The sequence below is a fragment of the Streptomyces muensis genome (assembly GCF_021474425.1).
GTDB lineage: Bacteria > Actinomycetota > Actinomycetes > Streptomycetales > Streptomycetaceae > Streptomyces > Streptomyces muensis.
On record NZ_JAKEIP010000653.1, the window covers coordinates 1 to 446 of the forward strand.

A 446-nucleotide genomic window follows, 5' to 3' on the forward strand; every position below is an offset into this window, starting at 1 on the left:
CACCCCCACATCCTGCCGAGCCGAGCCACCCACGGCCGACTGGATCCCCATGGGCGCGGACCCCGTCCGGAACTCCACCATCCAGTCCGCCGTCTCCGCCCGCACCAACTCCGACACATCCTCCGAGAACCGCCGCAGCACCCCCAGACACCGCTCGGCCGCCTCACTCGCCGTCCCCTCCGCCGGCCCCAGAACCTCCCGCACACTCTCCGTCGCCCAGTCGAACTGCAGCATCTGAAGCCGCCGCTGCACCGCCTGCGCCGTAGCGACGTCCCTCATCCACCCGGACGTCACCCCGAAGAACCGATCGACCGCCGCACACGCCACCGCCAGCAGCAACGCCAGATACCCCCACGGCGCCGCCCCGCGCGCGACCCCCGTCAGATCCAGCAACGGCAACGCGGCCCCGACGACCGCCCCCGCCGCCGCCCCACCCCCCCCCCCCC

The 446-nt window shown here is 74.0% G+C and carries 1 protein-coding gene; it reads right to left on the bottom strand.

What is annotated here, in order from left to right:
* On the bottom strand, positions 1 to 446 hold a 446-nt coding region (locus L0P92_RS44905), incomplete at both ends, for an SLATT domain-containing protein (protein WP_234768869.1).